The following is a 24,390-nucleotide window of genomic DNA, read 5'->3' as shown; positions in this document are numbered from 1 at the left end:
TGTTCGGCGTCCCTTGGAGAAGGCATCGACACACTGGCCGGAGCGATGCCGCTCCTTCTCAGGAGGCTGGGCCAGGCCACTCAGTGCGGAAGGGCTCGAGTGATCGCCTGGCAGAGTCGCTGAACCCGGGCGGGATCGACCGGGTTCTCGATCTTCCCCTCGACCTTGGCCCATGTCCCGACGATCGCGCCGCGTGCAGCGTGGATGTAGCGTGCGACATTGTCAGCCGTGACGCCACTTCCCACGAACACTGGCGTTGTCGGCAATCGTTCGCGGACGCGCGAGAGCTCGGCTGGGTCGGGAGCGCGTCCGGTCATCGGCCCGGTCACGATGAGGGCATCGGCGAGCCCGCGCTGGACCGTTTCCTCGGCGGCGTCCTCCAGAGCGAGCGGTGCCAGCGGTACGGCGTGCTTGACGAGGACATCGGCCCAGATCTCTGTCTCGCTCTGGAGGAGCGCGCGGTAGCGGAGTGTTTCGTCAGCGCGGCCTTCGATGATACCTTGATCGGTAACCATCGCACCGACATGCACGTTGACGCGAATGAAGGAAGCTCCGGTTGCCACCGCGATGCCGAGTGCTGCACGGGCATCGTTGCGCAACACGTTCACCCCAACCGGTAGTCCGGTCGACTCGCGGACCTCCTCGACGACGAGTGCCATGAGCGCGATGACGTGAGGCTCGACCCCATCTTTCCGGAAGGGCGCATCTCCGAAGTTCTCGACGATGAGGGCGTGCGCGCCCCCTTCCCGGTAGGCTTCGGCGTCGCGGCGGGCGCGCTCGCGGATCCGTGCCACGTCCCGCGTCCCACGAGGGGAGCCCGGTAGCGGGAGGAGATGGACTACACCCACGAGCAGGAACGGAACGCTGTCCAGAAGCCGGGAGGTCATGCCGTCCTTCCTCCGATCGTCGATCCACTCATGGCCAGCATACCGTGCGACGGCGGGATCGGAGCGGCAGTATGCTTCGAGTGAGAGAAGCGTTGCGAGAAGTCGATGGGTGGCGAGGGCACCGATCGATCGTTGACCATTCAGGAGTTGGCCGCGCGAACGGGGATTCCACCGCGGCGCATCCGTTTCTATGTCGCTCGTGGTCTTCTTCCCCCGCCGCGCGGCCGAGGACCGACTGCTCGTTATGGCCCGGAACATGTCCGGCGCCTCGAGCAGATCCGCCGACTCCGGGAGCAGCGTCTCGGTCTAGAAGAGATCCGCGAGCACCTGGCACAACTGGAGGTGGTCTCCCCGGAACGACGGGCGGGTGACGCGGTGCTGTGGCGCGTCTGGGAAATTGCACCCGGTATCGTGCTCGCGGCGCGACTCGACCGGCCCGACGCGAAGGTCGATCAGGTCGAAGCCATGGTCGAGGTCGCCCGGCTCTGGCTGAAGAGGGGCGAGGTGGAAAGCCACGATGAGCATGCGTGAGACAAGAGCCGCGCTCGAACCAGTGGTATCCATCCTGCGCCAGGCAGGATTTTGGGCTTACCCATTGTATGGTGATGAGGGCTGGCTCGTCGCGTGCGATACCGAGAGCGGTCGGATCGATGTGCGGATCGGGACTGACGGATATCTAGTCGAGGTCTGGGACGTTTCGCCCGGACTGTACTTCGACGAGGAAGACGAGCGAAAACGAGCAGTCAAAGAGCGCCTCGCCCGGCTCACGCTCTCCCGGCTCGTGGAGACGATCCGGCACGCCCCCGTGACGGACACGGAACGACTGCTGCGCGAAGCGTGGTGGGACGAGGCTGCGCACGGTGTCGGACTGCGGATCGGGCTCGAGATTCCGTTCAGTGCAAGCGCATCCTTGCCGGAACTGGTCACCGATCTTTTGGAACGACTCAACGAGCTGCTCGAGCGACTCGAAGAGCGTCTGCTCGATTGAGAGCGAGGAGGAACGGAATGGTTGGACTGGGGATCGAAGCGCTCCGACTGGAGGAGTGGCAACGGCTCCTGCGTGTCGCCCTCGGGGAAGAACCGGCTGATCTCGTGTTGCGGCAGGCCCGTATCGTGAACGTGGCGAGCGGGGAAATCGAGGAAGCCGATGTCGCGATCGTGTTCGGGCGCATCGCCGGAATCGGAACGTATCGCGATGGGCATGAGGAGATCGATCTGACTGGAGCCTATCTCGCGCCTTCCTTCATCGATGGGCATGTCCATGTCGAAAGTTCGCTCCTCTGGATCGACCAATTCGCGCGTGCGGTGGTCCCGCATGGGACAGGAGCGGTCGTGACCGACCCGCACGAGATCGCCAATGTGGCTGGCCTCGCGGGCATCCGAGCACTGGCTGAGGCAGCCGCAGGGCTGCCGCTCGGTGTGTTTTTGACGATACCCTCGTGTGTTCCAGCCAGCCCATACGAAAGTGCCGGAGCGGTCATGGACGCGGCTGCGATCGCCGAGGGGCTGAGGTTACCGAACGCGGTTGCGCTGGGCGAGATGATGAACTTTCCGGGTGTCCTCGCCGGTGAAGCGGAGATCTACGAGAAGCTTCGCCTCCCTGCTCGGCGGCGGGATGGGCACGCACCAGGCTTGCGTGGTTCCCGCCTCAATGCCTATATCGCATCGGGGATGGGATCCGATCACGAGTCGACGCAACTGGAGGAGGCCCGCGAGAAGCTGCGGCGGGGACTCCAGGTCATGATCCGGGAGGGATCAACCGAGCACAACCTGCTCGAATTGTTGCCGCTCGTGACCGAGGCTACCTACCCGCGCTGCTGCTTCGCGAGCGATGACCGGGATTGCGCGACACTCCTCCACGATGGGCATATGGATGCGATCCTGCGCAAGGCGATCGCGGCTGGCCTCGATCCGATTCGGGCGATCCGCTTGGCGACGCTCAACACGGCCGAGTATTGGGGGTTGGACGGTTATGGGCTGGTCGCGCCCGGCTACTGGGCCAATTTGGTCGTATTCGACCGGCTCGACGATATCCGCCCGCGGCTCGTCCTGTTCCAGGGCGAGGTGGTCGCTCAGGATGGCAAGGCGACCTTCCGGACCAGCCGGACGATTCCTGAGTGGCTCCTGGATACGGTGCATGTGGCACCGATCGATCGTGCTCGACTTCGCCTGCCTGCTTGCGATCGGATGATCGCCGTGGAAGCGATCCCGGGGCAGATCGTGACCCGGGCGATCGAAGTGGAACCGACGGTGCGTGATGGGGAGGTGGTTGCTGATCCGGAACGCGACTTGGCGAAGCTGGTCGTCGTGGAGCGCCACCGGGCGACGGGACGCGTTGGAGTGGGGTTGGTTCGGGGTTTCGGCTTGCGGCGTGGTGCGCTGGCTTCGTCCATCGCACACGATGCCCACAACATCGTCGTCGTTGGAGTCGACGATGGGGATATCTTGGCCGCGATCGATGCGGTCGTTGCCATGCGCGGTGGTCTGGCCGCGGTCGCCGATGGTCTGGTCCGAGCACAACTACCGCTCCCGGTGGCAGGAATTTTGTCACCGGAACCGCTGGAAACGGTGGCAGAACAGTATGAAGCGGTCGAGCAGGCAGCGCGCGAGATGGGAAGCCGCGTACCGGCACCGTTCGCGCTGCTCTCGTTCATGGCGCTTTCGGTCATTCCGGAGGCTCGCGTCACCGATCATGGCTTGGTCGTGCTGCGCTGAGATGACGGTCGATGGCACGGCCCCTCTGCTCGGTGGACGGAACGACCGTCCGCCAGGCTCCGTCGCGAGCGGTTGCGAGCAAGGAGCTCGTGAGTCCGAGCGCTGATTGCGAGAAGCTGCTATACTATGCTTGGAGTGAGGTCGGCGGCGTAGCCAAGTGGTCTAAGGCAGCAGTCTGCAAAACTGCGATTCGGCGGTTCGAATCCGCCCGCCGCCTCCAAGGCTCCCCCATGCTCCCGAGTTGTGTCGTGACCGATCCCCGGACGGAGCTGTCGAGCACCAAGGGGGAACGAAAAGACGTCCGAACTACTCGTGCGGACGCTGAACCGGAATCGATGACTCCGTCAGGAGCATGATCGCTCCCGGAGCAGCGGGAACGAAGCATCTCGAGCTGAACCCCGTTGGCGGACGAGTCCGACACTCGTGGCGAGCAAGCATCCCGAGCGCCGACGTACCAGCGTTTCTGCAGCGATCGATGGGATCGGCGAGGCTTTCGGTGTGTCCTCGCGCAGCCCATGCTCCTCCGATCCTCGGTGACTCGACGCAAGTACTCGGTGGTCGCAGGCGACCGATCGACCTGTTCTGCCAGTGCTTCGCTGGAGGAGTTCGTCCCTTTGACTCACTGCACCGAACTGCCTCGTGCTCCGTTGCACTCAGCTCGGCGACCCCGGATCAGGAAACCGGAGAGGCGCAGCGATCGCGTTGCCGAGTAGCGTCTCGGTCACAGCCTACAACGGAGCGGGGTGTAGCTGTCCGGGAACGGTAACCTGTCTCTCGGCGAGGGGGAGGGCTGATCTCTTCGAGCATCGGGAATCCCTGCTGCCGGGAAGGCACGGCGACGAGTCCCTGCGGGAGCGACACGATCCGGTAGAACTGTCCCACCAGCGAGGATGGTTTCGCTGCGTGAACGGGAAGGATGGACACGGTGGAGGTCGAACGGGTCGAGCGAAGCGAGACGGTTTTTGCGGGGCGGTTGTTGCAGGTCTCTCGTGATCATGTTCTGCTGGCCGACGGCCGGCGGGCGATCCGCGAGGTGGCGCACCATCCGGGGGCCGTTGCTATCCTCCCGATCCGGGACGACGGGCGGATCGTATTCGTTCGCCAATACCGGTATGCGGTCGGGAAGACGCTTCTGGAAATTCCTGCAGGAACGCGCGAAGCCAACGAAGAGCCGGATGCCTGTGCCTTGCGGGAGCTCGAGGAGGAGACCGGTTATCGGGCGGGACGGCTCCGCGAGTTGATTCGCTTCTATGTGAGTCCGGGCTGGACGGACGAGGAACTCGTGGTATTCGTGGCCGAAGCGCTGAGTGCTGGTGCAGCACACCCGGCTGGTGACGAACGCTTGCACGTCGTCGAGCTCGCTCCAGAGGAGGCTCGGGAGGCTCTCCGCACTGGCTCGATCTGCGATGCCAAAAGCGTGATCGCACTGCTCGGATACTTCGGTTGGACGTTGCTCTGATGTGCCCAGAGGGCACAGTACGTACATGAAGCATCAGTACTCATCATCCTTAGGAGTGTTGATTGAAGAAGGGTGACTGATTCCGCATCGTCGAATCGTTGTCTCCCGGCGAAACTATTTCCGAGATTTCCGGTAACCGGAGGGGAGGGAAGACGATGCGGGGTAACGGGATAGGGCAGCGCAGAGCACCCGTCAAAGTGCTCGTTGTCGATGATCACCCGCTGTTCCGTTTTGCGGTGCGTCAGTTCCTCGACCGACACGAGCGTTTTCGCGTCGTGGCAGAAGCGGCATCAGCACACGAGGCGGTCCAGCAGGCTGAACTCCATCGGCCGGACCTTGCCCTGGTCGATCTTCGCTTGCCCGGTATCAACGGGTTGCAGGTGACGCGCCTCCTCAAGCGGCAGAATGGGAAACTCCCCGTCGTGTTGCTCTCGGCGGACGAAAACGAGTCTTGGTTGCTCGGTGCTCTGCAAGTCGGTGCTGCGGCTTTCCTGGCGAAAGACAGTGAGCCCCGCGAGATGTTGGCGGTGTTGGAAGCCGTCGTTGCCGGCGAGGATCGCCTGCCGCAACAGATCCTCGACCGACCCCACTTGGCTCGTCGGGTACTCGGTGAACTCCAGCGCTACGTGGTCGGAGAAGCCGGCCTCGAGAGCCCGGACGCGGTGCTCACGGTGCGCGAACTGCAAGTGCTCGACTGTGTGGCGCAGGGCATGTCCAACAAGGAGATCGCGGAGGCACTCTTCATCACGGAACAGACGGTGAAGAATCACATGACGTCGATCCTGCGCAAGCTCGGCGCTCAGGATCGCGTGGATGTCATTCTGGCAGCGGTGCGACAGGGGTGGGTCGCGATTACGCCGTCCCGCTCGGCGGCGTCGGCTTGAAGTTCCCTCCCACTTCGGCGAGCGCGATGTCGCGGCGGAACGTCATTCCAGGGAAGGAGAGGTGCTCGATCGCGCGATAGACGCGCTCGCGCGCTTCGGCGAATGTCGAGGCGGTGGCACTCACAGCGAGCACACGGCCGCCGGCCGTCACGACGTGATCGTTCGCTCGTCTGGTTCCCGCGTGGAAGATCAATACATCGCTCGGGACGGTATCCAGGCCAGCGATCGGAAATCCGGTCGCATAGGTACCTGGGTAGCCACCGGAGGCAACAACGACCGTGACGCAGACTGCTGGCTTCCAGTCGAGCGACCAGTTACCAGAGAGCTCGGCCCGTGCAGCGGAGAGGAGGAGCGTCGCGAGATCAGTTTCCAGGAGCGGCAGGATCGCTTGCGCTTCAGGATCGCCGAACCGGCAGTTGAACTCGAGCACTTTCGGGCCACGAGGAGTGAGCATCAGACCCGCATACAGCACGCCGCGATACACGATACCCCGTCGCCTCAGTTCAGCCAGGGTTGGATGAATGATGCGTTCCAGTATCGTCCGCTGCAGCTCATCGGTGACCTCGGGAACCGGCGCGTAGGCTCCCATCCCGCCAGTGTTGGGGCCGGTGTCATTGTCACCGAGACGCTTGTAATCCCGAGCAGGTAGGAGTGGCAATACCGTCGTCCCGTCCGTGACAACGAGAAAAGACAGCTCGCGGCCTTCCAGATATTCCTCGAGAAGGACCTCATCCGCCGCGGAGCCGAGCGCACGTTGGACCATCATCCAATGAAGTACTTCTTCCGCCTCGCGTCGTGAAGAGACGACGATGGCACCTTTACCGGCTGCCAACCCGGAAGCCTTGATGACCAGCGGAAAGTCGAGACGCTCGAGCGCCGCCTGGGCCGCTGCGAAGTCGGTGACGACCTGCGCTTCAGCGGTGGGTACGCCGGCAGCTCGCATCACATCCTTGGCCCACGCCTTGCTCGCCTCGATCCGCGCTGCTTCCGCGGTTGGTCCGAAAGCGGTCAGTCCAGCCGCCGCGAATGCATCCACCAATCCGCGAGCGAGCGGTTCCTCAGGACCGACCACCGTCAGGTCGACCTGTCGCTCGCGGGCGAGTGCGACCAAGCCCGGAATGTCCGTTGCAGCGATCGGGACATTCTCGGCAATCGCCGCGGTTCCTCCATTACCGGGTGCCACGAGAATGTGCTCCACCGAGGGGGAGCTCTGCAATGCCCAGGCGAGGGCATGCTCGCGTCCTCCACTGCCGACGACCAGGACGGTCAATCCTCGCGGCATGACTCACTCCCATTCGATGGTGGCCGGTGGCTTCGAGGTGATGTCGTAGACGACGCGATTGACACCAGGCACTTCGTTGACGATCCGATTGGCGAGCCGGGCCAAAAGGTCGTGCGGCAAGCGTGCCCAGTCAGCGGTCATGGCGTCCGTACTCGTCACGGCACGGATCGCGATGACCCGCGCGTACGTGCGTTGGTCACCCATCACGCCTGTCGAGTGCACTGGCAGGAGGACGGCGAAGAACTGCCAGAGTCCATCGCTGAGTCCAGCAGCCTCGACTTCTTCGCGGACGATGGTGTCGGCTCGCCGGACGATCGCAAGCGCTTCCTCGGTCACTTCCCCGAGAATGCGCACAGCCAAACCAGGACCAGGGAACGGTTGACGCTGCACGATCTCCTCGGGAAGGCCGAGGAGGCGTCCGATCGCGCGCACCTCGTCCTTGAACAAATAGCGCAACGGCTCGAGAAGTTCGAACTCGAGGTCCTGGGGCAAACCGCCGACGTTGTGGTGCGTTTTGATCTTGGCGGCAGTTCGCGACGCTCCGGGAGCAGCACTCTCGATCACGTCAGGATAGAGTGTCCCTTGTGCCAGGAAACGGAATGGCCCTTGGCTGCGCGCGATTTCCTCGAAAACGCGGACGAACTCTTCGCCGATCAGTCGGCGTTTCTGTTCCGGGTCGCTTACGCCGCGCAGTCGAACCAGGAAACGCTGACGGGCGTCGATCGCGACGAGCGGCATGCGGAAGTGCCGACCGAACACTTCTCGAATCGTCTCCGCTTCGCCTTCCCGGAGCAAACCAGTATCGACGAAAACAGGTGTCAACTGGTCACCGATCGCTCGGTGGATCAGCGCCGCAGCGACACTCGAATCGACGCCACCGGAAAGCGCAAGCAGGACCCGGTCCTTGCCGACCCGCTCCCTGATCTCGCGGATAGCCTGCTCGACGAACGACTCGGCTGTCCAGGTTGGTGCGCAACCACACACATCGAAGAGAAAGTTGCGCAAGATAACGCTCCCGAGCGGTGTATGCGCGACTTCCGGATGGAATTGGAGACCGATGAGATGGTCCCGTGCCATTGCCGCGTAGGGGGCGTTGGCCGAGCGCGCGAGCACCTCGAATCCGGGAGGCAGCGCGTCGATGCGATCGCCGTGACTCATCCACACATCGAAGCGCGCCGGAAGCCCGGCGAAAATCGGATGGTCTGCGACACGCTCGACCACTGCGGGGCCGTATTCGCGTCGTTGCGCTGGCGCGACCCTGCCGCCCAATGTGTGGGCCAGTAGTTGCATGCCGTAACAGATCCCCAGGACGGGGAGGCCACTCTCGAGAACCCAGCTGGGGAGTTGCGGGGCGTCTGGTTCGTATACGCTGGCTGGTCCACCGGAGAGGATGATCCCCTTCGGCGAAAGGTGCTTCAGCGCTGACCAGTCGGTGTCGTACGGAACGAGTTCACAGTAGACATGGGCGTCGCGCACGCGTCGCGCGATGAGTTGTGCGTATTGCGAGCCATAATCCAAGATGACGACACTATCGAATGATGGAGAGGTTGGGTGCTGGTTGGTCGTCGAGGGAAGCAATCGTGACACTGACTATCGCCTCCACGCTCGCTGCTGTTCAGCCCGCGCCGGTCAGGCAACGTGGCCGATACCACGATTGTACCGAAGGTACGTGACATCGGCGGGGCGCTCTCACATACTACGGCTGAGAACGGAGCACGTGAGGTGAAGGAGCCAGCGTGCGGCAACTGCGGATCGCTGTCCTGATTTCGGGAAGCGGGCGGACACTGGCCAATCTACTCGCGGTGCAAGGCCGGGGTGAGCTGCCGGGGCGCATCGAACTCGTCGTCAGTAACCGTCCCGATGTTGCTGGCAACGACATCGCTCGTGCTGCTGGGGTGCCACTCGCGATCATCCCCTCCAGACGTGTGCCGGAGTCTGCCTTCGCTGAGCAGGTGTATCGTCTCCTGGACCAGCACGCGATCGATTTGGTGCTCATGGCTGGATTTCTCCGGCATTTGCCGGTGCGTGCCGACTATCGATGGCGCATCATGAACATTCACCCGTCCCTTCTCCCGCTGTTCGGGGGGCGTGGGATGTACGGCGAGCGTGTTCACCGTGCTGTCCTGGACAGCGGCGTGAAGGTGAGCGGCTGCACGGTGCATTTCGTCACCGATGAACTCGATGCAGGACCGATCATCCTGCAAGCCTGCGTGCCGGTCTTGGATGACGACACACCGGAGACACTCGCAGCGCGCGTTTTCGCCGAAGAATGCCGTCTCTATCCGGAGGCTGTGCGGCTGTATGCTGCTGGTCGGTTGCGGGTGGAAGGTCGACGAGTGCGTATTCTTTCTTCTCCATGAGGAGGGACGACTGTGAACAGTCCGTCGTATCGAACGCTCCTGGATACCCCATGCCTGGTCGTCGATCTCGATCGTTTGGAGCGCAATCTCGCCGAGATGGCCGAGTATGCTCGCACCCACGGGCTCGCTTTGCGTCCCCACTTGAAAACGCACAAGACGGCTGAAATCGCTCGCATGCAGCAGGCGCACGGAGTGGTCGGCTTCACCTGTGCCAAGGTCGGCGAGGCAGAGGCGTTCGCTGCCGCTGGTGTGCTGGATGATGTCCTGATCGCTTATCAGATCGTGGGAGATCGAAAGATCGAACGTCTCCTGCGCTTGGCCGAACGGGTGCGGGTCACAGTGGCGGTGGATAGCGTCGCGGTCGCCGAGCCTCTCAGCCGGGCAGCTCTCGCCCGCGGAGAGCAGCTCGATGTCGTCATCGAGGTCGATACTGGCCTTCGCCGGGCAGGTGTCGAGCCGGGTGAGCCGGTGCTCCGGTTGGCACGCGAAATCATCGAGATGCCCGGACTCCGCTTGCGGGGCCTGATGACGCACGAGGGTCATGCTGGTCGAGCGAGCACCACGGAAGAGCTCGAGGGCCTGGCACGTATGGCGGGCGAGGCGATGGTCGCGTCAGCCGAGCTTCTTCGGCGGGAGGGGATCCCGGTCGATGTCGTGAGCGTGGGGTCGACGCCGGCGGCGTTCGCGACCACGCGCGTGCCTGGTATCACTGAGATGCGCCCTGGTACGTATGTTTTCTACGATGCGGCAGCGTTTCGCTTCGGCCGTATCGGTCCGGATCGAGTCGCCTTGCGTGTCCTGGCCACGGTGATCAGCCGTCCGGCTCCCGATCGGGCGGTGATCGACGCAGGGAGCAAGACACTCACCTACGATCCACCCCCACCGGGGCGGACCGGCTACGGATACGTTGTGGAGTATCCGGATGCGGTGATCAGCCGGCTGAGCGAGGAGCACGGGGTGATCGAGTTCCCGCCCGGGACGAAGGGACCACAGGTCGGCGAACGCATCGAGATCATTCCCAATCACGTCTGTCCAGTGGTCAACCTGCAAGACGAACTCTTCGTCGTTCGGGGAGGAGAGTTCGTCGGCACCTGGCGTGTCATCGCGCGTGGCTGTGTCCGCTGATGCCATCAACCGGGGGGTGGCAGAACATGGTCGCGCCCGCGCAGTTCGCGCAAGCACTCGCGACAGACGAGCACGAACTCGACATCGGTCATACCGATCTCGTCACCGCGGACGGTTCGAGCTTCGTGCATCGGAAGCACATGCTGACAGAGCGCACAGGTGAAAAGTTCCTCATCTCCGAGCAGTTCATGACGAAGAATCAGCTGTTCTTCTTCTTGCATGTATGGCCTTCTTCCTTTCCACGATCGTCACGACTGTCAGGACACTGACCTCGTCAGTGAGGTATCTGGTTCGAGGCTGCGCAGCGTGGCGAGGAGGACTTCGTCCAGCAAAATGGTCAATTCTCCAAGCAGGCGCAAAACGCGACGAGTCGGAATGTCCTCGCGCTCAGCGAATTGCGTGATCGCGAGGTAGGTCGGCGCACGAAAGGCGAGGAACGCTTCCGCCGCTTCGGCCGGGGTCAGTCCTCCCTGAGCACTGATCTCACCGTACCGCTGACCGATCGTCCGACCAGCTCGGAGGAGTTCCTCGCGATCGACTGCCCGGTTGACGATTCGGAAAGCCAGTTCGACCAGTTGGCGCCCGAGTGCGCGCAGCTCAGCGAGGTGCTCTGGCTGGTATCGCGAGTACCAGGGGCGACTGGCCACTTGTGCCATCAATTGCGAGTGATAGAGTGCGAAGGAGAGATCGACGAGTGCTTTGCGCGAGAGCCGTCGGCGGGGTCGCTCCTCGCTCTTGAGAAGGGCCAGGAGATCAGCTTCCCGATACCGGCGGTGGCCGCCAGCGGTTCGATACACCGGAACCAGCCCGGCATCGCTCCACCGGCGCAAAGTCGATTGCCCGACACCGAGAAGACGAGCTGCCTCCTCGATACTGAGCCACTGATTGCCGGCCTCGTCGGTCTGCGCGTGATGCTGCTGCTGAGCAAATGTCCGCCGTCGTGTCACTGATAGCCGCGCCACGTCCCACCCTCGCTCTCGGAGTCGTCACGCATGGTCGATTGTACTCGTCCGGTGCGGCTGATGCTGGTCAGCCATAGAGGTGGAAAGGATAGGCGCGCGTGCGCAGCGCGGTGAGCAGGCGGTCGCGCGCGGCGAGGATACACGCGTATCCTTCCGGATCGCGCTGGCTCAGTTGACTTTCCTCCAGTTCTTCTTCGTCGAGCACAGTGATCTGCCCATCAGGTGCTCCGATGATGTCGATGTACAGGTCACGCCAGAAGAGCGTTCTCTCTTCCAGGTAGGCAGGGCACGCCACGTTCGCGTACCAGCCCTTGAACGTTCCATCCGGTGCAAAAAGCGCGAAGGCGTTGATCGGTTCGACGAAAGAAAAATATTCAATGAGCCGGTCACCCGGTTCGAAACGGAGCGGGCCAACTTCGACAGTTCCGAGTTGCCAGTCAGCGACGATGGCGATCCATCCAGGGGCGGCTGGGTGGATCGTGCCGGGATAACGAGCGACCACTCGACCAACCGGGTCCAGCTTGACGATGGTGAGTGGGTGCTCAGCCGGGAAACGCACGCTCGCCTCAGCTCGCAGCGGCTCGGCGAACGACAGACAACACCTCTTCTGTCTTGCGGCGGAGCAGCTCTGGCGTCGTCGCCTCCACGTTGATGCGCAGCAGCGGTTGCGTGTTGGAGGGGCGCGCATTGAACCACCAATCGGGATACTCGACCGTGAGACCATCGAGATGATCGATTTTCCCGTCGTGGAAGTGCGTTTCCAACGCCCTGAGAACGGCTTGGAAATCGTGCACTTCCATATTGATCTCGCCCGAGCGATAGTACCGATCGATCGGTGCGATCGCCTGTGAGACGGTCACGCCCTCGCGCGACAAGAGCTCGAGGACAGTGACTGCCGCGATGATCCCGGAGTCGGCATACCAGTTGTCCCGGAAGTAAAAGTGTCCGGAGTGTTCACCGCCGAAGATCGCATCCTGTTCGCGCATCAGCGCTTTGATGAAGGAATGACCGACGCGCGAGCGGATCGCTATGCCACCGTTTTCCCGGATCACTTCAGGAACGGCGCGAGAGCAGATGAGGTTATAGACGATCTTGGCCCCTGGGTGCTTGTGGAGCAGCGCCTTGGCGACGAGTGCCGTCACCATGTCCCCACCGACGAACTGGCCGCGTTCGTCCAGGATGAACATCCGGTCAGCGTCACCATCGAACGCGATACCGAGATCAGCCTGATGTTCGAGCACGGCACGCTGGAGATCACGAATGTTCTCTGGCTCGATCGGATTCGGCACGTGATTGGGAAAACGCCCGTCCAATTCGAAGTAGAGCGGAATGATGCGGAGCGGGAGTCGCCCGAAAACCTTGGGAGCGATCAGTCCTCCCATGCCGTTCCCAGCATCGACGGCGACCGTGAACGGTTTGATGACGCTCCGGTCGATGAACGACAACACGTGTTCGGCGAAGTCATCGAGGATGTCTCGCTGTTCGAGCGTCCCGCGCTGTTCGGGCTCGGGGAACTCTCCCTGCAGAACCAGATCGCGGATTTCGCCGATCCCGCGGTCGAGACTCAGCGCTTGCGCTTCTTCGCGACACAGTTTGAACCCGTTATATTCCGCAGGATTGTGCGAGGCTGTCACCATGATGCCGCCGTCGAAGCGGTATTTCCCCACCGCAAAATACAGGGCGTCGGTACTCACGAGCCCGACATCCGTCACGTTGACGCCCTGATCGAGCAGGCCGCGAATCACGGCCTCGGCGAGCGTTGGCGAGGACACGCGCATATCGCGCCCAACAACGACGTTCCTCGGGCGCAAATAGAGCGCGAAGGCGCGGCCGATCCGGTAGGCGAGGTTCTCGTCCAGTTCCTCTGGATAAATTCCCCGGATATCGTAGGCTTTGAAGACTTGCGCGACCGTACCAGCCATACGTTGGCTCCTTCCCGAACTCGACCGTCTCAAATCGGGTTGGGGTCATGCAGGAACGTACTCTCGAGACCGAATGTCGCGGAGAGATGTTTGGCCAGCGCTTGTACTCCTAACCGTTCGGTCGCTTCGTGTCCTGCCGCGATGACGGTGATACCCAGTTCCCGAGCCAAGGCCATCGTCGTCTCGCGCGCTTCACCGGTCACGAGCACGTGACAGTGCCGTTCGGCCGCTTCGATGACCGCACTCGCTCCTGAGCCACTGAGAATGGCGACCCGCTCGACGATGGAAGGTCCTCCAGCCAGGACCGTCGGTTGGCGATCCGTGACTTGCGCGATCGCCTGGACCAACTGGTCCAGCGGCCACGGCTGCGGTGTGCGTGCGACCGATCCGATAGGGGTACTTGCCACTTCGGCAAACGGCTCGACCGGTTCGAGTCCGAGCGCGAAAGCCAACTGGGCGTTGTTGCCCAGTTCGGGGTGGGCATCGAGGGGTAAGTGGTAGGCGAGGAGACTCAGACCATGCAGGAGCAACGGTCGTAGGCGCCGCCGCACCACACCGCTGATCGACCGGACGCCGTCTCCCCAGAACAGACCATGATGGACCAGCAGAGCATCGGCATCCCAGGCAACCGCTTCCTCGATAGTTCGCTGGCTCGCGCTGACAGCACAGGCGAGTCGCCGGATGATTCGCTCGCCTTCGACCTGGAGTCCATTCGTCGCAGCGTCGCGAAAGCGTTGTGCATCCAGCAGTCGGTCACAGTAGCGTACCAAGTCGTGCACAGCGATCATGAATGGTCCCTCCTGCCCCGATTCTGCCATGGACTCGGTCGTCGTTGAACCTCCAGAGTGAGGAGCGCGAGGAATGTGCGCGGTGGTCGAACGGCGGTGTTCTCGGGAATACTGGGGCGGGAGGAAGCGACCATGCACTCGATTTTCGCTCACGATGCGGTGGACCTGCACTTGCACACACTGGCGAGTGACGGACGCTGGACTGTCGCCGAACTCATCGACTACTTGGCCACGAAGCGTTTTCGTGTGGCTGCACTGTGTGACCACGATACGATGGCTGCGGTCGACGATGCGATCGAGCTGGGGAAGAAGTACGGACTCGTCATCGTCCCGGGTGTCGAGGTGACGACGCGCTGGGCGGATCGGCAGTGGCACCTGCTCGTCTACGGGGTGGACCCAGCGTTGCCAACAGCGCGTGCTTTCCGCGCGATACTGGACGAATTAGCCGATCGACTGTGGGCGGAGGCAGCGCGAGCGATCGTCGCGCTGGAACGCAACGGATACCGGTTGCGCGCGCTTCGCGAGATCGTCGGAGGGCGTCCGCTGCGACCACATCATGTCTTGTTGGCGCTGATTCAGGAGGGGTCTGCCACCAACCTCGCCACTGCGCACGAGATCACAAAGCGTCTCGGCGAGCCGATGACGGTCGATGTGCCTTTGTCGCGCGCGGTGGCGGCAGCGCACGAGGCGGGCGGTATTTGCATCCTGGCGCATCCCGGCCGTGACGATGGGGCTGGTGTCCTCACCGTGGAGACGCTCGAGCGGATGCGAATGGAGATCCCGATCGATGGTTTGGAGGCGCATTACCGCTCGCATACACTGGAGCAAACGGAGACACTGCGCGCCTGGTGCGCACGGTTCGGCCTTTTGGCCAGTGCGGGTTCCGATTCGCACGCACCCGGTCATCCGGTCGATCCGATACCGTATCCCGCGGTGTCGATCGCGGGATTGTTACGCCGCTTTGCAATCGACGTCCTCTCCGAGGAGGACGTGTCAGAACACGCTGCCGTCGCCGAACAGGCGAGCAGTCGCGCCGAGTGACGCTCACACGATCGCTCGCAGGCCGAGTGCGGCCGTGAGTAACCCGGTCGCCACGAGGACGACGATCCAGATGAGGTCGATGTTGACCCAGGCGTGGCGGAGGATCTCCACTCCGAGTTCACGGTATACGATGATCGCGATGACAGTCATCGTGGCGAACATGGCCGTGGTGTGGACCAGCGTGGCGGCCAACGCGACTCCGAGCGAGCTACCGAGTCCCATTCCGTGCTCGAGGTGACTATCAGGAACCGGGGTGCTACCCCTGCTGGTCAACGCGATCAGAACCGGAGCGATCATCAGCCCGGCACCATGGGCAGTGGCCATAAGAAACGACCAAACGGTGAGTTCGCGGTGGGTCGCTCGAAAACGCGTGCGCGGGTGACGGAAGCGACGCCAGAGGCGCCATCCAGCGAAGCCGAGCAGCACAACTCCGGCGCCCAGAAGGAGAATCGGCTGAGGAAGTGTCTCGCCGAGGAAGACGGTCAGCACCGCGATCACGGCGATGGCTGCAGCGTGGCCCAGTGCGATGGGGAGAAGCGCGGCGAGAACCGCGGCGAGCCGTTGTTCCTGTAACCCGAGCGCGACGGCAAAGAGCCAGCCCATGGCTGGATTGGCGCCGTGAAAGGCGCCGAGCAAAACCAGCGACAACCAGGCCCAGAGATCGTTCTGCATCCCGTCTCCATTCAGCCGAACACGAGACGAGCGCCCCGCCAGAGTGGCGGGGCGCTCCCGTTCGGTCGCGTCATCGCCTCACGGGTAGCAATAGGAGTCGCTCGATGCGTCGCCACCCTGGAGGCGGATCTGGTGTGCTCGCTGATCCCCGAAGTCCACGAAGAAGTTGGGGTCGAACTGCATGCCGCCCTCTGGGTTTACATCGACCTTGACCATCCAGCCGCGGATACCGTCCGGATAGAATTGGGCATCCCACGGCAGATAGAGAGAGTTCGTGAAGTAGACGCGACGACCGTCGCGGCTGACCTCGACCATCTGTGGGCCGCCGTTGAGCGGACCGGAGACGGCGGGATGCCCAGCGCGCCGGACGATTCCGCCGATCTGAAGCACTCCGGTGAGTTTGGGAGCGAACGGGTCCGAGACATCGTACTGGCGGAGTTCGCCGGTTCCCCAGCAGGAGACGTAGAGGAAGCGATCGTCGACACTGAGGTCGATATCGGTGACCAGTGGCGGTACCGCCTTGAACGGTTTGAGAATATCCGGCAGCTGGTCCTCTTCGGCTGGTTCTGCTGGAATCTCGATCACCTTCTGGATCTTCCATTCGCCGTTGTGGCGATACCAGAGCCAGATACTCGAGGAGAGATCCTTCAGGCTCACGACTGCGTTGACGAAACCATACGCCTTGGTGGGGTCATGGGCCGGGCGAAGCTCGAGAACCATCTGGTGCTCGCTGCCCAAATCGAGCGCTTGGAGCCGGCGTCGCCGATGGAGGTCCCAGAGGTGGATTCGGTGGCCGTACTTGCCAGCGAGGAGTTCCTCTCCGAGAACGCCGTGCTCGACCATGCGCGGTGTACCCCATTCGCTGGTGATCATGGTGTCGTAGCCCAGATGCCACCAGAAGTCATAGTGCAGATACTGATCACCGCGATCGATCTCCCACCGTCCGAGTACCTCGAAGGTGTCGTGGTCCAGTACGAAGATCCCTCCGGGGCCTTCGCCTTCTGGGGTGCCCAGTGCTGAGATGTAGATGCCGTCCGGACCGCAGTGCACTGTGTGTGGCCGCGCGTAGTAGGCGCGCTCGTACAACTCTTCTGGATCGATGACTTTGACCACCCGTGGCTGCGTGGGATCCTCCTTCGTGTCGAGGATCGTGATGTGTGAGCTGCGGATATCAGGGACGACGAGGTAGCGTCGCTCCACGTGGGGGTGCGGCGCGTTCGGGCAGAGCATCGAGCTGCAGGCGTTCCATCCGAAGTGGTGGAGCTCACCCCCCTCGTACGGCATCTCGGTGACGCCGACGATCTTGCCGTACGTGCTCGACTGCGGATCGACATCCACAACGCACATGGCATCGCGCTGACCGTTGCCGCTGCCGTTCGGGTTGAGCCGAACGACGTAGGCAAGTTTCTCCGGTGGTGCCTTCATCGCCAGGCGCGGTGAAGGGTAAAAGGTCGGATCCGGTCGCCAGGTAGCCATCGGATCACCTCCCGTGTCGCACTCGCCTCATTCCCTCAGCACGCTCATGGTGAAGACTCATCGCCGCGGGTGGTGTCGAGCAGGGCCTGCCGGCGTTCGCGCTCGTACTTCTGGATCGCCGCCTTGAGGACGCTCAAGGCGAGCGAGGCACAGCGGGGGCGGGAGCGAGCAGCTTCCGGACCGACGAGGTCCTGCACCAAACTGAAGTCGACTGCTGCGATGCGACCGATCGTCCAATGTCCTTGGTGCAATCGCTCCATGAGAAGCGACGCGGCGGCCTGACTGACACCGCAACCTTGTCCGGTGAAATGCACATCCTCGATTGTTTCGCCATCAGGGGCGATCTTCAAGTAGACCGTCACCACGTCACCGCACTCTGGATTCCCACCTTCGAGAACGATGGTGGCGTCCTCCAAGGGACCGTGATGACGCGGGTTGCGGACGTGGTCGCGGAGAAGCTCGAAGGTGCTCTGACTCATCCCCCACCCCCGGTGATCCTGTGCACCGGTCCAACCGGAGCCGATTCGAGCGACAGCGCGACAGCGTGCGGCACCACCCGACCCTGTCGCTTACCGCTCGATCGGAACTCCTACGACGTTCCCCCACTCGGTCCACGAACCGTCGTAGTTACGGACTTTCGGATAGCCGAGCAGTTCGTGGAGCACGAACCAGGTGTGCGAGGATCGTTCGCCGATCCGGCAGTAGACGATCACTTCCTTGTCCGGTGTCACGCCCTGGCTCTCGTAGAGCTTGCGCAGTTCTTCCGGCGACTTGAACGTGCCATCCTCGTTGACGGCCTGTGCCCACGGGATATTGGCGGCACCCGGGATGTGGCCACCGCGGAGCGCTCCTTCCTGGGGGTAGTCCGGCATGTGGAGGAGTTCGCCGCGGTACTCGCCGGGACTGCGCACGTCGACCAGGGCACCACGCGGCTCGCCGACCTTCTGGCGGTCCCGATAACCGATGAAGGCGAGCACCTCGTCGCGGAAGGCGCGGAGTTCGGGATTCGGCTTGGGCACCGGATAGTTGGTGCGAGGATAGCTGGGAACCTCGCGCGTCATCGGTCGGCCTTCGGCCTCCCACTTCTTGCGGCCACCGTCCATGATGGACAATGGACCGTGGCCCATATAACGGAAGAACCAGAAGGCATACGCAGCCCACCAGTTGTTCTTGTCACCGTAGAACACGACGCGCGTTTCCGGGGTGATGCCCAGTCGAGAGCACAGCTCGGCGAACTGCTCAGGGCCGATGAAATCGCGGACAACAGGGTCTTGCAGATCGGTATGCCAGTCGACCTTCACGGCACCCGGAATGTGGCCGAGTTCGTAGAGCAGGACGTCTTCGTCGCTTTCCACGATGCGCACATTCGGGTCGTTGAGGTGCTCGGCGACCCACTCGGTCGTCACGAGCGATTCGGGATGGGCGTACCCGCGGGCAGCAACACGCGGATCGATCTCCAGCGTCGCCATCCTGAGACCTCCCCTTTCACCTCACGACAACTGAGCTGACATCCATACTCTATCGCGTCATCGGCGTGTGGTCAAGACAGGGTCGACACCGGTACCCATCGGGTGGGACACCTCGAGAATCGTCTCGGTCGGAACCGGTTGGCGGAGCATGTCGGATACCGGACAGAGCTGGTCAGCGAGGTCGAGAAGGTCGCGGAGCCGCTCTTCCGGTTCCGGGCTCGTGATGTGGACGGTCATCTCGATACGCTGGAAGCCTGGTCGGACCGCGCGATCGATACCCAGGAACCCGCGCAGGTCGAGTTCACCCTGGACCTCGACTTCGATCGACTCGATCTGGAGTCCGAGCTGCTCAGCTAGGACAGCGAGTGTCAGTTCCTGGCAGGCACCGAGCGCGACCAGCAGCAGTTCTGCAGGATTCGGTCCGCGGTCCGTACCACCGAAGGCTGGCGGTTCGTCGATGACGATGGGTTCGAATTGGCGCACGCGGCCGATCGCTTGCGTTCCGCCTTGCCAGTGGACCCGCACGGTTGTCGTGCCGGTCGCGAGCCGAGGATTGGCGCGAATCGCCGCTGCGAGATTGGAAACAGCTTCCTTGACGAGCATACCGTTGGTGCGAATGGCCATGTCTCTCCTCCGCACAGGTCGAACCATCGCTTTGGACTCCCGCTGCCGTGTGCGGCAGCGGAAAGCTCCCGCGCGTTCTTCGTTCACTCGATGAGAGATGAGAGATCGGGAAAACCTCTAGCGGAGACTACAGTCGCAGATACGAGGCCAGAAGGAATAGACCCCGATCATCGTCGGGCAGGGGGGAACGAGGCAATAGTGCAGGCGGTCGTGATCGCGGTCGCACCGGTTCGGCAACAGCATCGGTACCACCGACTCCTTTGCGAGGGCAAAGTCTACCGCTGAAGCAGCTGCTCGTCAAGCAGGGAACTCTCGCTTCGCTCGCTCCGGCTCGTATCATGGCGGAAATCGTGCGTCGTTCGAGCGTGCGGGGCCTCGGGGCGGCGATAGCCAGGCCTCGGCTCGCTCCTCTTTCGCCCGCTGGGGACGTTCCGGCCAGCCGTCATTGCAGAGCGACTGGCCGGAACGACTCTTTCGACTCATCAGTGAGCCAACGGTGCTCCGCCCGGCGAGCGGCGGCGGAGAGGTATTTCCGGGATGAAGAAGGTAAGGAGGAACGCGCCGATCAAGATCAGCATTCCCACGAAAAACACGGTATCGATCGCGCTGGCCAGGGATTGGCGAACAGCAGTAAGCAGGAGTTGGAGCATTTCCTGGCCACGTGGGCCGAACGCGGCAGCTTGCTGCTGCATCTGCTGCATCGCTTCTGGGCTCATGAAGACCTGCGGATTCTTGATCGCGTCGAGTTGTTGGGCAGGGATACTCGCGCGGATCGTATCGGGAATGCGGGTCGTGAGCTCGTGCTGGAATCGGTTCGTCATCACTGTTCCCAGAATCGCGGCGCCCACGGTACCGCCGATCGAGCGAAAGAAGGTGAGCGCCGACGTGACCTCCCCCAGTCGCTGAGCGGGGAAAGCGTTTTGGACGATGATCGTGAAAAGGCTCATCGTCGTTCCGATACCGAGCCCGAGAATGATCATGTTGCGGACGACGGTCGTACTGGTCGTCGTGACGTCCATCCGGGAGAGCAAAAACATACCGATGACCGCGACGGCAACGGTGCCGATGGCGAGGATTTTGTATCGTCCAGTGCGCGAGAGGATCTGGCCACCGACGATGCTGGAAAAGACGAACCCGAGCATCATCGGGGTCAAAACTGCGCCGGAATTGGTCGCCGTGCGGCCGAGCACCGCTTGCACGAACAGCGGGAGGTACAGGATCGTCCCGAACATCCCGATGGCGATGAGGAAGGCAGCCAGCAAAGTGGGGGTGAAGATCCGATTGCCGAACAGCCGTAGATCCAGAATCGGCTCCGGTGCTCGCAGTTCTGCGGCGACGAACAGGACGAGAAAGAGCGCGCTCGCCCCGAAAAGACCGATGATGGGTGGCGAACTCCACGGATATTCCGTTCCTGCCCAGGAGAAAGCGAGGAGCAACGGGGTCACGCCACTAACGAGCAGAGCGGCACCGAGATAATCGATGCGATGTTGTCGCCCGCTGGCCAACTTCGGCATCGTCAGGCCGGTCGTGAGCAGAGCGAGAGCGCCGACCGGCATGTTGACGTAGAACACCCATCGCCATCCCCAGTTATCAGTGATCCAGCCTCCCAGGCTCGGCCCGATGATGGCGCTGAAACCGAAAACCGCGGCGAACAGTCCTTGCCACTTACCGCGCTCGGCCGGTGGGAAGAGGTCGCCGACGATCGCGATGGCGATCGGGAAGAGTGCACCGCCCCCGATGCCTTGGAGAGCGCGGAAGAAGATCAACTGGGTCATGCTCTGCGCCATTCCCGAAAGTGCTGAACCGATCAGAAAGACGATCATGCCGAAGAGGAAAAAGGTTCGCCGACCATACAGATCCGACAGCTTCCCGTAGAGTGGCACCGTGACGGTCGATGTGAGCATATAGGCGGTGAAGACCCACGCGTAGTGTTCGAGCCCTTGGAGTTCGGCAATGACACGCGGCATCGCCGTTCCGACGATCGTCTGATCGAGTGCGGCGAGCAACATACCGAGCAGAAGGCCTGGAAGGATCAAAGCGAGGCGACTTCGTTCGGTCTGCGCCCGTTCCATCGCGGTTGTCTCGCGAACAGTTTGTGTTTCCATACTCACCTCACCCGTTCCCTCGTCTCGTCACTCGCTCGACGGGCGGCTCTGGCGAGCGCACGGAGCCCACGCAGCAATGCCTGCAGGTCCTCGCTTGCCAGGTCGCTCAAGAGGTCTCGCCAGGTGTGCTCGCTGCCCTGGCGCAGCTGATCGAGCACTACTCGGCCGTCGGCTGTCAATCCGACGAGCGTGCGCCGACGATCGCGCTCGTCTTCGCGCCTCGTCACCAATCCCAGCTGAGTCAACCGCTCGATCAAGTGGCTCGCCGTCGGTGGACTGATGCGGAGTCGCTCAGCGACCTCGCTAACCGTGAGGGGGCCACGGCAGGCGAGCGCGAAGAGCACCTTCAGTTGGGCCATCGAGAGGTCCCAGGCCAACAACGGCGGCGGGCTGCGCCGGTGCACGTAGGCGACGATCTCGCGCATCTCGCGAATGATCGCTTCGATGATTTCGTCACGCTGCTCCAAGCTTTCACCTCCGGTGCGCGACACGCCACCGGCTAGTGTACGCGTTCGTTTCGAAGTTTTCCAATCATTCGAAGATGTCGATCGAAATCAACGAGCGATCCGGCGACTGCAGCTTGACGTATAATAAAAATGAACGACTGCAGAAGACCGGATCGTGCACATATCGCTCCACCCCTCCCCTTCCCGCGTTCGAGCCGGGCATGCGCCCGGCTCGACGTGATCAGCGTGTCAGTTGCGACATCCCGGCGCGGGTTGCCAGACGGGATACAGCATGCTAGGATGCAGCCAAGGTGTACGTACACATGGGTCAGGGGGGCGGCGATGCGGACGAAACAGCTTTGGCAGGTCGCTCTCGGGGATCTGGCCAAGCGGGTTTCGCGGGCTAACTTCGAGACGTGGCTCAAGCATACGGAACTGGTCGCGCTCGAGGGGGAACGAGCCACCATCGCCGCACCCTCCAGCTTCGCTGCTGAGCAGTTACGCAATAAGTTCGCTGCGGATATTCAGGAAACCTTGTCGCTCCTCTTGGGGCGCCCGATCGCAGTGCACTTCACGGTTCACGGCCAGGACGACGAGGAACACCCGGTGCAGCGTCGCCCGCAGCGACGGGCACTCGCCAGTGAGGAAGGATCAGCCTCCAAGCAACTCTCGCTGACACCTTCCCCGGAGCATGGCCTGAATCCCCGTTACACCTTCGAGAAGTTCGTGGTCGGGCCGAACAATCGCCTGGCTCATGCCGCGGCCCTGGCAGTCGCTGATCGGCCCGGTGAGAAATTCAACCCGTTGTTCATCTACGGGGGCGTCGGTCTCGGGAAGACTCATCTTTTGCATGCCATCGGTCACCGCGCGCTGGCGAACCGACCCACCCTGAAGGTGTGCTACGTCTCGTCGGAAGTGTTTACGAACGAGCTGATCAATGCCATTCGTCATCAGCGGACCGACGACTTCCGTAATCGATACCGAACTATCGACATTTTGATGATCGATGACATTCAGTTCATCGCCGGAAAAGAAAGCACGCAAGAAGAGTTCTTCCATACGTTCAATGCACTCTACCAGTCGGGGAAGCAGATCGTCATTTCCAGTGATCGACCGCCGCGCCTGATTCCGGATCTAGCGGATCGCTTGCGGTCCCGCTTCGAGGGCGGGCTTCTCGCGGACATCCAGCCACCTGATCTCGAGACACGCCAAGCGATCCTGATCGAGAAGGGGCGCGAGCTTGGGGTTCAGATGCCGTCGGACGTCGTGGAGTTCGTGGCTCGGCGGATCGAGAGCAATATCCGGGAGTTGGAAGGGGCGCTCAATCGGATCGTTGCGCTGGCCCAACTGACGCACCAGCCGATCACCCTCGCGCTCGCTGTCGAGGCACTCCGGGAAGGGGACGCACGAGCAGTGCGCGAGCAGCTGACGCCAGAACTCGTGTTGCACGCCGTCTGCCAGCACTTCCGGGTTTCCTTGGCGGAACTCGTTGGCCCTGGCCGACGTCGCGAGATCGTACTGCCGCGCCAGATCGCGATGTATCTCTTGCGCGAAGAGCTGGGACTTTCCCTGGTGGAGATCGGCCAGCGGCTCGGAGGGCGAGACCACACGACCGTTCTCCACGGCGTGGACAAGGTGGAGGAACAGCTGCGGAGCGATGAGCAACTGCGAGCGGACGTGCTCGCCGTTCGGGCGCGACTCTACGAGGACGCGAAGGCACCACTGGCGAGCCGTCATTGACTCCGCAGCAGGAGCAGCGCGAGTGCGGTGAGTACGATCAGGCCGACCCAGACCACGATGATCCCGGTGACTCCGGTCGTCGCACCAGCGACGAACGTGAGAGGAATCGAGGTCAACAGCACCACGGTGAGCAAGAGACTGCGGCCGAGCACGGTCCACCGTCGTCGCCGCTCGTGCTGGCGCCAGAGTTGCTCCACACGCTCTTCGAGTACCCGGCTCACTTCCTGGAGAAACGCTTCGGCGAGTTCCCGATCGTACTCCGGGCCCAGTTCGCGTCGAGCGGCGAGCGCGATCCGGAGCTCCTCGACCAGCGCCGGATCGAGCTGCTGAGCTGGCTTGCTACGCGAGCGAGCCAAGGCGCTCAAGAACGCCTCGACGAAGGCTGACCAGCGTATCGGTGCGTGCTGCGGTGGAGTCATCCTCGTCTCCCGGT

Annotated in this window: 25 protein-coding genes and 1 tRNA gene; 10 read left to right on the top strand and 16 right to left on the bottom strand. The window is 62.7% G+C overall.

All coding sequences use genetic code 11. The features are described 5' to 3' along the window. Positions 1–80: 80 nt before the first annotated feature. Positions 81–887 (bottom strand): BtpA family protein, encoded by an 807-nt coding sequence (locus TRD_RS05560; protein WP_015922145.1) that lies wholly within the window; start codon positions 885–887, stop codon positions 81–83. A gap of 105 nt (positions 888–992) precedes the next feature. Between TRD_RS05560 and TRD_RS05555 the strand changes: the two genes are divergently transcribed. The 6 genes from TRD_RS05555 to TRD_RS05530 all read left to right on the top strand — a co-directional run bounded on the left by TRD_RS05555 (position 993) and on the right by TRD_RS05530 (position 5,945). Further along, the gene (locus TRD_RS05555) at positions 993–1,418 is read left to right on the top strand and encodes a MerR family transcriptional regulator (RefSeq protein ID WP_015922144.1); all 426 of its coding nucleotides are present in this window, start codon (positions 993–995) and stop codon (positions 1,416–1,418) included. Further along, positions 1,411–1,875: a hypothetical protein gene (locus TRD_RS05550; RefSeq protein WP_143714642.1), complete on the top strand. Its 465-nt coding sequence runs from the start codon at positions 1,411–1,413 to the stop codon at positions 1,873–1,875. Before TRD_RS05555 ends, TRD_RS05550 begins: the two co-directional genes overlap by 8 nt. 17 nt (positions 1,876–1,892) lie before the next feature. Further along, positions 1,893–3,602 (top strand): adenine deaminase, encoded by a 1,710-nt coding sequence (ade, locus tag TRD_RS05545; protein WP_015922142.1) that lies wholly within the window; start codon positions 1,893–1,895, stop codon positions 3,600–3,602. Between the two features lie 143 nt (positions 3,603–3,745). After that, positions 3,746–3,822, top strand: a tRNA-Cys gene (locus tag TRD_RS05540). Positions 3,823–4,527: 705 nt separating this feature from the next. Then, entirely contained in the window at positions 4,528–5,061 is a 534-nt protein-coding gene (locus TRD_RS05535; RefSeq protein WP_015922140.1) for an NUDIX domain-containing protein, read from the top strand. Positions 5,062–5,216: 155 nt separating this feature from the next. Beyond that, entirely contained in the window at positions 5,217–5,945 is a 729-nt protein-coding gene (locus tag TRD_RS05530) for a response regulator (RefSeq protein WP_143714641.1), read from the top strand. On the opposite strand, the gene purD is transcribed toward TRD_RS05530, so the two are convergent. After that, entirely contained in the window at positions 5,914–7,227 is a 1,314-nt protein-coding gene (gene purD / locus TRD_RS05525; RefSeq protein ID WP_015922138.1) for a phosphoribosylamine--glycine ligase, read from the bottom strand. The genes TRD_RS05530 and purD overlap by 32 nt on opposite strands. A gap of 3 nt (positions 7,228–7,230) precedes the next feature. Then, positions 7,231–8,814, bottom strand: coding sequence for a glutamine-hydrolyzing GMP synthase (gene guaA / locus TRD_RS05520; RefSeq protein WP_015922137.1), 1,584 nt, complete (start codon positions 8,812–8,814; stop codon positions 7,231–7,233). Positions 8,815–8,963: 149 nt separating this feature from the next. Here guaA and purN point away from each other — a divergent pair, with 149 nt between their 5' ends. Further along, positions 8,964–9,587, top strand: coding sequence for a phosphoribosylglycinamide formyltransferase (gene purN / locus TRD_RS05515; RefSeq protein ID WP_015922136.1), 624 nt, complete (start codon positions 8,964–8,966; stop codon positions 9,585–9,587). Positions 9,588–9,599: 12 nt separating this feature from the next. Further along, positions 9,600–10,712 carry an alanine racemase gene (locus TRD_RS05510; protein ID WP_015922135.1) on the top strand — a complete coding sequence of 371 codons (1,113 nt, stop codon included), beginning with the start codon at positions 9,600–9,602 and terminating at the stop codon, positions 10,710–10,712. 5 nt (positions 10,713–10,717) lie between these two features. Here the strand turns inward: TRD_RS05510 and TRD_RS05505 are convergent, their stop codons facing one another. From TRD_RS05505 to TRD_RS05485, 5 genes are all read right to left on the bottom strand, one after another. Next, a complete protein-coding gene (locus tag TRD_RS05505; RefSeq protein WP_015922134.1) occupies positions 10,718–10,933 on the bottom strand; it encodes a hypothetical protein in 216 nt (71 codons plus the stop codon). Positions 10,934–10,969: 36 nt separating this feature from the next. Continuing rightward, complete coding sequence (locus TRD_RS05500; protein ID WP_420806793.1) at positions 10,970–11,584, bottom strand: helix-turn-helix domain-containing protein; 615 nt, start codon at positions 11,582–11,584, stop codon at positions 10,970–10,972. A 157-nt stretch (positions 11,585–11,741) separates the two neighbouring features. Next, complete coding sequence (locus TRD_RS05495) at positions 11,742–12,233, bottom strand: ribonuclease FAU-1 family protein (protein WP_015922132.1); 492 nt, start codon at positions 12,231–12,233, stop codon at positions 11,742–11,744. Between the two features lie 7 nt (positions 12,234–12,240). Then, complete coding sequence (glmM, locus tag TRD_RS05490) at positions 12,241–13,596, bottom strand: phosphoglucosamine mutase (RefSeq protein ID WP_015922131.1); 1,356 nt, start codon at positions 13,594–13,596, stop codon at positions 12,241–12,243. Positions 13,597–13,625: 29 nt separating this feature from the next. Further along, positions 13,626–14,384 (bottom strand): Nif3-like dinuclear metal center hexameric protein, encoded by a 759-nt coding sequence (locus tag TRD_RS05485; RefSeq protein WP_015922130.1) that lies wholly within the window; start codon positions 14,382–14,384, stop codon positions 13,626–13,628. Between the two features lie 132 nt (positions 14,385–14,516). Between TRD_RS05485 and TRD_RS05480 the strand changes: the two genes are divergently transcribed. Continuing rightward, complete coding sequence (locus TRD_RS05480) at positions 14,517–15,425, top strand: PHP domain-containing protein (RefSeq protein ID WP_143714639.1); 909 nt, start codon at positions 14,517–14,519, stop codon at positions 15,423–15,425. Between the two features lie 3 nt (positions 15,426–15,428). Here TRD_RS05480 and TRD_RS05475 read toward each other — a convergent pair whose 3' ends face one another. From TRD_RS05475 to TRD_RS13605, 7 genes are all read right to left on the bottom strand, one after another. Further along, positions 15,429–16,097 (bottom strand): hypothetical protein, encoded by a 669-nt coding sequence (locus tag TRD_RS05475; RefSeq protein ID WP_015922128.1) that lies wholly within the window; start codon positions 16,095–16,097, stop codon positions 15,429–15,431. Between the two features lie 78 nt (positions 16,098–16,175). Further along, on the bottom strand, positions 16,176–17,573 hold the full coding sequence (locus TRD_RS05470; protein ID WP_015922127.1) for a selenium-binding protein SBP56-related protein: 1,398 nt from the start codon (positions 17,571–17,573) through the stop codon (positions 16,176–16,178). Between the two features lie 44 nt (positions 17,574–17,617). Continuing rightward, positions 17,618–18,052, bottom strand: a complete 435-nt coding sequence (locus TRD_RS05465; RefSeq protein ID WP_015922126.1) for an iron-sulfur cluster assembly scaffold protein — start codon at positions 18,050–18,052, stop codon at positions 17,618–17,620. 90 nt (positions 18,053–18,142) lie between these two features. Next, on the bottom strand, positions 18,143–19,042 hold the full coding sequence (locus tag TRD_RS05460; protein WP_015922125.1) for a sulfurtransferase: 900 nt from the start codon (positions 19,040–19,042) through the stop codon (positions 18,143–18,145). Between the two features lie 57 nt (positions 19,043–19,099). Beyond that, positions 19,100–19,666 carry an OsmC family protein gene (locus TRD_RS05455; protein ID WP_015922124.1) on the bottom strand — a complete coding sequence of 189 codons (567 nt, stop codon included), beginning with the start codon at positions 19,664–19,666 and terminating at the stop codon, positions 19,100–19,102. A gap of 482 nt (positions 19,667–20,148) precedes the next feature. Continuing rightward, a complete protein-coding gene (locus tag TRD_RS05450) occupies positions 20,149–21,771 on the bottom strand; it encodes an MDR family MFS transporter (protein ID WP_143714723.1) in 1,623 nt (540 codons plus the stop codon). Positions 21,772–21,773: 2 nt separating this feature from the next. Continuing rightward, positions 21,774–22,238, bottom strand: coding sequence for a MarR family winged helix-turn-helix transcriptional regulator (locus tag TRD_RS13605; protein WP_015922122.1), 465 nt, complete (start codon positions 22,236–22,238; stop codon positions 21,774–21,776). A gap of 321 nt (positions 22,239–22,559) precedes the next feature. Between TRD_RS13605 and dnaA the strand changes: the two genes are divergently transcribed. After that, positions 22,560–23,957, top strand: coding sequence for a chromosomal replication initiator protein DnaA (gene dnaA / locus TRD_RS05440; protein WP_015922120.1), 1,398 nt, complete (start codon positions 22,560–22,562; stop codon positions 23,955–23,957). Here dnaA and TRD_RS05435 read toward each other — a convergent pair. Then, positions 23,951–24,376, bottom strand: coding sequence for a hypothetical protein (locus TRD_RS05435; RefSeq protein ID WP_015922119.1), 426 nt, complete (start codon positions 24,374–24,376; stop codon positions 23,951–23,953). The two genes, dnaA and TRD_RS05435, sit on opposite strands and share 7 nt — an antisense overlap. Positions 24,377–24,390 lie beyond the last annotated feature (14 nt).

It is taken from the genome of Thermomicrobium roseum DSM 5159 (assembly GCF_000021685.1).
Classification (GTDB): domain Bacteria; phylum Chloroflexota; class Chloroflexia; order Thermomicrobiales; family Thermomicrobiaceae; genus Thermomicrobium; species Thermomicrobium roseum.
The sequence above is the reverse complement of the archived record's forward strand: the minus strand, read 5'-3'. Positions and strand labels throughout refer to the sequence as shown.